This window comes from Flavobacterium sp. YO12, from assembly GCF_004119495.1.
Classification (GTDB): domain Bacteria; phylum Bacteroidota; class Bacteroidia; order Flavobacteriales; family Flavobacteriaceae; genus Flavobacterium.
The window spans coordinates 61,294-68,236 of the sequence record NZ_NRQU01000025.1 but is presented as its reverse complement, the minus strand read 5'-3'; the positions used below and the strand labels follow the sequence as shown (position 1 = coordinate 68,236).

6 protein-coding genes are annotated in these 6,943 nt (G+C 33.8%); 3 read left to right on the top strand and 3 right to left on the bottom strand.

The window, feature by feature from the left end; translation table 11 throughout:
• Positions 1-101 precede the first annotated feature (101 nt).
• Positions 102-1,928 (bottom strand): transcription termination factor Rho, encoded by a 1,827-nt coding sequence (gene rho / locus BOW55_RS10385; protein ID WP_129024069.1) that lies wholly within the window; start codon positions 1,926-1,928, stop codon positions 102-104.
• A gap of 183 nt (positions 1,929-2,111) precedes the next feature.
• Between rho and BOW55_RS10380 the strand changes: the two genes are divergently transcribed.
• The 3 genes from BOW55_RS10380 (at position 2,112) to BOW55_RS21320 (ending at position 4,304) form a co-directional block, all read left to right on the top strand.
• On the top strand, positions 2,112-2,528 hold the full coding sequence (locus BOW55_RS10380; protein WP_089053251.1) for a DUF4293 domain-containing protein: 417 nt from the start codon (positions 2,112-2,114) through the stop codon (positions 2,526-2,528).
• 162 nt (positions 2,529-2,690) lie between these two features.
• The gene (locus BOW55_RS10375; RefSeq protein ID WP_089053250.1) at positions 2,691-3,353 is read left to right on the top strand and encodes a response regulator transcription factor; all 663 of its coding nucleotides are present in this window, start codon (positions 2,691-2,693) and stop codon (positions 3,351-3,353) included.
• A 423-nt stretch (positions 3,354-3,776) separates the two neighbouring features.
• Positions 3,777-4,304: a sensor histidine kinase gene (locus BOW55_RS21320; protein WP_241686530.1), complete on the top strand. Its 528-nt coding sequence runs from the start codon at positions 3,777-3,779 to the stop codon at positions 4,302-4,304.
• 5 nt (positions 4,305-4,309) lie between these two features.
• Here the strand turns inward: BOW55_RS21320 and BOW55_RS10365 are convergent, their stop codons facing one another.
• On the bottom strand, positions 4,310-4,804 hold the full coding sequence (locus BOW55_RS10365; protein ID WP_129024068.1) for a metallophosphoesterase: 495 nt from the start codon (positions 4,802-4,804) through the stop codon (positions 4,310-4,312).
• A gap of 213 nt (positions 4,805-5,017) precedes the next feature.
• Positions 5,018-6,937 (bottom strand): SPFH domain-containing protein, encoded by a 1,920-nt coding sequence (locus BOW55_RS10360; RefSeq protein ID WP_089053247.1) that lies wholly within the window; start codon positions 6,935-6,937, stop codon positions 5,018-5,020.
• Positions 6,938-6,943 lie beyond the last annotated feature (6 nt).

Sequence of the window (6,943 nt, the reverse complement as noted above, 5' to 3'; positions counted from 1 at the left end):
AAGCTAAGCTTATCCTTTTTTTGTGATATATATCTTCAAGATTTAAATCTCTACAAATAAAACCTTTGCAACTTTGAACCTATGTCCCTTTGCAACTTCCTCTAGTCATTCATAGAAATCAAAAACTCCTCATTATTTCTTGTTTTTTTGAAACGATCGTTTACAAAATCCATAGATTCTACTGGGTTCATATCTGAAAGATATTTACGCATAATCCACATTCTTTGTAATGTTTTTTCGTCTAATAATAAGTCATCACGACGCGTGCTTGACGAAGTAAGATCGATTGCAGGAAAAATACGTTTGTTAGCAATTTTACGATCTAATTGAAGTTCCATGTTACCAGTTCCTTTGAACTCTTCAAAAATAACCTCATCCATTTTAGAACCTGTTTCTGTCAATGCAGTTGCGATGATACTTAATGATCCTCCATTTTCTACATTTCTAGCCGCTCCAAAGAAACGTTTTGGTTTTTGTAATGCATTTGCATCAACACCTCCACTTAACACTTTTCCAGATGCGGGTTGAACTGTATTATAAGCTCTTGCTAAACGTGTAATCGAATCTAATAAAATTACTACATCGTGACCACATTCTACTAAACGTTTTGCTTTCTCAAGAACGATATTAGCAATTTTCACGTGTTCTTGCGGCTCTCTGTCGAAAGTCGAAGCAATTACTTCACCACGAACACTTCTTTGCATATCTGTAACCTCTTCAGGACGCTCATCAATTAAAAGAACAATTAAATAAACCTCAGGATGATTAGCTGCAATCGCATTTGCAATGTCTTTTAATAACATTGTTTTACCTGTTTTCGGTTGTGCGACTATCATACCACGTTGTCCTTTTCCTATTGGAGAAAACAAATCGATAATACGTGTAGAAACTGAACTTCCTTTTTCGGCTAATTTGAATTTTTCTGAAGGAAAAACCGGTGTCAAATGTTCAAAAGAAACTCTATCACGAACCACTTGCGGATCGTGACCATTAATTTTAAGAACACGAACTAAAGGAAAAAACTTTTCTCCTTCTTTTGGAGGACGAACCACTCCTTTTACCGTATCTCCTGTTTTTAAACCAAACAATCTAATTTGTGAAGTCGATAAATAAATATCATCAGGAGACGCTAAATAATTATAATCTGATGAACGTAAAAATCCATAACCGTCAGGCATCATTTCAAGAACACCTTCACTTTCTATAATTCCGTCAAATTCAAAATCTGAATCTCTGAAATTATTCTTTTTATTTTTATGATTTTGGTTTGGATTCTGGTTTCCGTTATTCCCGTTTCCATTCCCGCTTTGGTTTGGGTTTTGAGCTGGATTTTGATTTGGGTTGGGATTTTGATTTTTATTCTGATTAGGAACAATCTTTTTTGCTGGGGCAGGAGTTTCAGATTTCTCTGTATTTGCAACAATTGCTGGTGTTTCAGGAGTTTCAGATGTTTCTTCGTTTGAAACTATTTCTTTTGCTGCTTCTTTTTCTTTTTGCAGGGCTACCTTTTTTTCGTAAGCTGATTTATTAAACTTAACTATTTTCGGTGCTTTCTTTTCTGCTGCTTTATTCTCTGCCGTTTTATTTTCTGCTTTTTCTTGAACTTGTACAGTTTCCTTTTTTTCTACCGCCGCAGGAGTTTCAATTTCCTTTGGAGTTTCTTCAATCTTATCAAATTCTAAAACTGGAGCATTTTTACTGACAATTTTCTTTGCCGGAGCAATTCTAGCTCTTTTTGGTTTATCATCAGTTATTTCCTTTTCAACAATAGTTGGTTCCGGCGCCGCTGAAGCCGTCTCTTGGTGCGCTAATATCTGAGTAATCAGTGTATCTTTTTTAACGCCATTAAACTTTATTGTTTTAGCTAACTTAGCTATTTCTTGAAGCTCAGAAAGCTTCATTTCTTTTAATGCAGAAATATCAAACATGAATGTTCTATGAATTTAATTATTTTAAAGGAAAAACTGTAAAAGAATAGGTAGATATATTTAATTCAATTGACCGCAGTATGAAGTGCTTACGGTATTATGATGCAATAATACGAATAAAATTTAATCATACAATAGTATTTTAAAAAAAGAAAATATATTTTTGTAAAACAATTTTAGATCATGATACAACGAATTCAAACCGTATATTTAATTCTTACCTTTTTAGTAACAGGGGTTTTAATGTTTTTTACGCCGCTTTGGACCTTAAATACTGGTAAAGCTTTTTACTTTATGCAAGATCAGCTTTACACTGTTTTACTAGGATTAAGCACAATGCTTAGCATCGTTAGTATCATTTCATACAAGAAAAGACAAAATCAATTTGTAATGGGCAGATTGAATATAATATTAAATTTAATTTTATTAGGATTATTTGTATATCGTTCTCTAAATTTATCTGGAGAGACAGTAAACGCTGTTTCTGAGAAAGGTATTGGGATGTTTCTTCCTATTGTTGCTATCGTGTTATTAGTTTTAGCTAATAAAGCCATCAAAAAGGACGAAGATCTTGTAAAATCTGTAGATCGTTTGAGATAAACCTATAAACTTAATTTTTATGTGCGAAGAGAACCCGAAATTTTATTTCGGGTTTTTTTGTGCTTTTAATTTACCCTTGAACTGATAATTCTAAAACGAAGATTAAAAACAAAGTTGTAAGATATTTTTTTCATAAATTTGTATTCTGTTCCAAAAACCATTATGACAAATAAAATAAGGATTCATCTTGCCGACGATCATCAAGTACTGATTGATGGGCTCACCAATTTACTTCAAACTGTTTCTAATTTTGAAGTTGTAGGAAGCTCATTGAATGGCAGTACTATTTATGAAGATATCTTGCTCGACAAACCAGATATATTAATTCTTGACATCAGTATGCCTGGAAAAGACGGTGTTGAAGTTTTAAAAGAATTCAGTCAAAAAGGATTTCCAGCAAAAGTGATTATTTTATCCAGTTATGATGATTTAAAAATCATAAAAGAAGTAATGAAATTAGGCGCCAAAGGCTATTTAACAAAAAAATGTGCAGGTCAAAATATCATCGAAGCAATTGAAGCTGTTTATCAGGAACAAGAATATTTTTGTGATGCTGTAAGAGAGAAAATATTCAACATTTTTTTTCAAAACAATCCAAAAGTAAACAAAGATGTTTATATCGAAAATCCAATTTTAAGTCCGCGTGAAATTGAAATAATCACGCTAATATGTTTGGAATACAGCGGAAAAGAAATAAGCGAACAACTTTTTATCAGCACAAATACTGTCGAAACGCATCGCAAGAATATTATGAAAAAACTGCAGATAAAAAACACAATCGGATTGGTAAAATATGCCTTAAAAAATAATTTAATTAATTCATAATTCAACAAAGACAATAAATAACTATTAGAAATTTATGCTGTTTATTCGAGTTTTCATATTGATACTGCTCTTTATTTCCAATGGAGACAAAGTCTACGGTCAACAAAATAATCTTTCTGAAAAAACGAATACTGAATTACTGAATGATCCTAACAAAAATACTGTTTCTCCTCAAATTAAACGTGAGCAGTTAAGAAACAAAAAAGTTGTCAGCTTATTTATTGTACTTATCATTATCATTTCCCTCCTATTTTATTTTGTTTACCAAAACAACAAGCTCAAACAAAAAAATCAGGAGAAAAGACATTAAACAAAAATACTCCTTAACGTTATTAATGCAGGAATTGATAGTCAGGAAAACGAACAAAAAAAATCGCATCGTTTTTACACGACAATATCAACTCACTTTTAACTTCAGCTTCCTTGCATTTAAACGTTTACACCGCTAAATACAATATAACATCTGAAGAAATCAGTAAATCAAAAATGATTTTAGAAGAAGCCCACGATTTATTGCGTGATATGTCTCATGACCTTGTTCCTACTCTTTTAGTACGATTTGGACTAATCTATGCTTTAGAAGATTTATGCGAAAAAAACACTACGTCAAATGTACGTTTTGAGTTTTCGAGTTCTATTCCAACAGAAAAAAGATATTCCGAGAAATTTGAAATGAAGCTTTACTTCATTGTAACTGAATTATTCAATAATATTATTAAACACAGTGAAGCACAAAAAGCCCAAATTTCATTGCAGGAAAAAAACGAGCACTTTGTAATAATTATTCATGATGACGGAAAAGGTTTTAAAACACTTAAACTAAACCAAATAGAAGGTTTTGGCATTAACCGCATTAGAGCTAGAATCAAAAAATACAAAGGCAGTTTTTCTATCGCCTCAAAAGAAAATAATGGAACCACAATTAAAATACAAATTCCATTATCTCATTAAAAAAATTACTTTTTACCAATTTCTATAATCTCAAGATCCTTTATTTTGTCATCATCGATTACAAAGCGAAGCATTGTTCTCATTTGATGAAATCCGCTTTTACCAGCGGCACCGGGATTCATATGCAGTAAATTATTCTTCTTGTCAAACATTACTTTTAAAATATGTGAATGTCCGCAAATAAATAATTTTGGCGGATTCTCAGCCATTTCTTCCCTAATATTGGGATTGTATTTTCCGGGATAACCACCAATATGGGTTATCCAAACAGAAACATTTTCACACAAAAACCGATTGTGCAGCGGAAATTCTAATCTTGCTTTTGCATCGTCTATATTACCATACACACAGCGCAGAGGTTTCAGCTTTTTGATCGTGTCAGTTACATTCAAATCTCCAATATCTCCAGCGTGCCAAACTTCGTCTGCCTGAGCCACATATTTTAAAATTGTATCATCAATATGACTGTGAGTATCTGAAAGCAAAAGGATTTTTTTCATTTTTTTTTTAAAGAGGCGCAAAGGTTCTGAGGGGCAAAGGTACAAAGGTTTTTTTAAAGGGACTAAGGTTCTGAGAGGCTAAGATTCTGAGGGTTTTCTTTATCAGATTCGAAAATTTTTCTTTTAATTTTAAAATAAAAAATCCGATTAGCGAAAGCCAATCGGATTTATATCCTAACAGGTTTTTAAAACCTGTTAGGTATTTATTCATTACTATTTTTTAGAGGTTTGATTTTTCACATCCTTTGCCTCTTTCGTATCCATCATTTCCATAAGCTTCATTCCTAATAAACCACTAATAGATCCATCAGAACCAGCATTTCCTGAAATTAAAACATCTGGAATTACTTTTATATTTCCTTTACCAATTTCCTCTGTTACTTTGTAGCGGGTAAAATTATCTCCACCCATTGCAGTAACTTGTAATTGATATGATTCTGCAGTCGATTTACCAATTGCCATGATTTTCTCTGCTTCAGCAAGACCCGTTTTTGAAATTCGCTCCGCTTCTGCACTAGCATTTAGTTTAGTTGCTTCTGCCTGTGCTCCTGCTCTAGCTTTGGTTGCTTCCGCTTCAGCATTTGCACGCATTTTCGTAGCTTCGGCTTCGGCGTTTACATTCAGTTTCAAACTCGTTGCATCACCTTCTGCTTTTTTTACGGTTGCATCGGCAGTACGCTGTGCGATTTCAACACTTTGTGATGCTCTAACTATTTCTTTCTGCATATCAGCAATCGCAGTTTCTTTTTCCATTCCCTGACGCTGCTCTTGCGCCATTCTTTGAGTTTGATATGTTTTTTGCTCTTCCTCTGCTAGTTTTCTATCGGTCAACGTTTTCATTAATGAATCTGGCGGAACAATATCTCCAATCAAAGTATCAACCGCATTTACGTTGTACTCGTCAAGTACTAATTTAATGTGATTTTTAGCCGATTCCTGACGTTCTTTTCTAGTTGTTAAAAACGAAATCACATCGCTATCCTGAGCCGAGTTTCTAAAGTAGTTACCAATTGTAGGTTCTAACACTTGAGAAACTAAATTGTTCATGCTTCCAAATCGAGCAATAACTTTTGGTGCTTCGGCAGCGGGAACGTGAATGATTTGCGCTACATCCAAATTGAAAGGGAAACCATCTTTTGAACGAACTGTAATTGTCGAAAGATTTTTATCCAAGTCATGCGATTCACTGCGTGCGTTAGCCCAGTTTAATACTAAATTCGTTGTTGGAACTGGCTCTAGTTTGGTTGTGTATTTATTCAGAGCGTATTTTCCAGGTCCAAAAGGCTCCATCCAAACACCTCTTTGCCCTTTTGAAACAATATTTCCATGTTTAAAAGTATCGCCTGTAACATCCTGCCCATCTTCTCCAATATAAGAAATCACAACTCCAACATATCCAATTGGCACATCAGTCATTGGATTTTGTTCGATCAAAATTCCCCACGTATTAATATAATACGAACCTGCCAGCATAACCTGAGGCTGCAAACCACGATTTCCGCCATGTTCTAAAAACTTATCAAAATCCTGAAAATTATTATGATCGTTCACAAACTTACCTGCAATTTGTCCTTGCGGAATAGGCTCTCCATCAAGTGCCGTTACAATACCAATCATGTTTTCGTAAATCTTGATTTGATCAGCGATAATAATTTCGAATAAAAATGTATTAATACGATACGATCCTGTTGTGATAAAAGCCGTTTGACGCCCTTTTTGTCCGCCATTATTCAAGAATGCTGTCGCATCCTGAAAATTGTCACTTTCGACTTTTCTGGCTAAGATTCTTCCGGTTGGAATTTCTTTTCCATCTTTACTTAAAACCAAACCAATTTTTCCTTCTGGAATAATGGTAAACCCAGTCATATCTATCGAATACTGCCAAATCCACATTCCCCAATACAAACCCGGAGCTAATGTTTGTGCCTGGTAACCAGCCTCCCCTTTTGTAGCAATGATTCGACCGTCTGGCAATGATTTGTCTGCGCCAAACAAAACAAATTTCTTGGTTACTAAACCAATTTTATCCTCTGGAACGATTACCATTCCGAAGAAAACGCGCAAAATAAATTTGTAAAATACAATGGCGAATAAGATTAAAATTATCCACCAATAAGAAGTAATTTCATTCATAGTTTT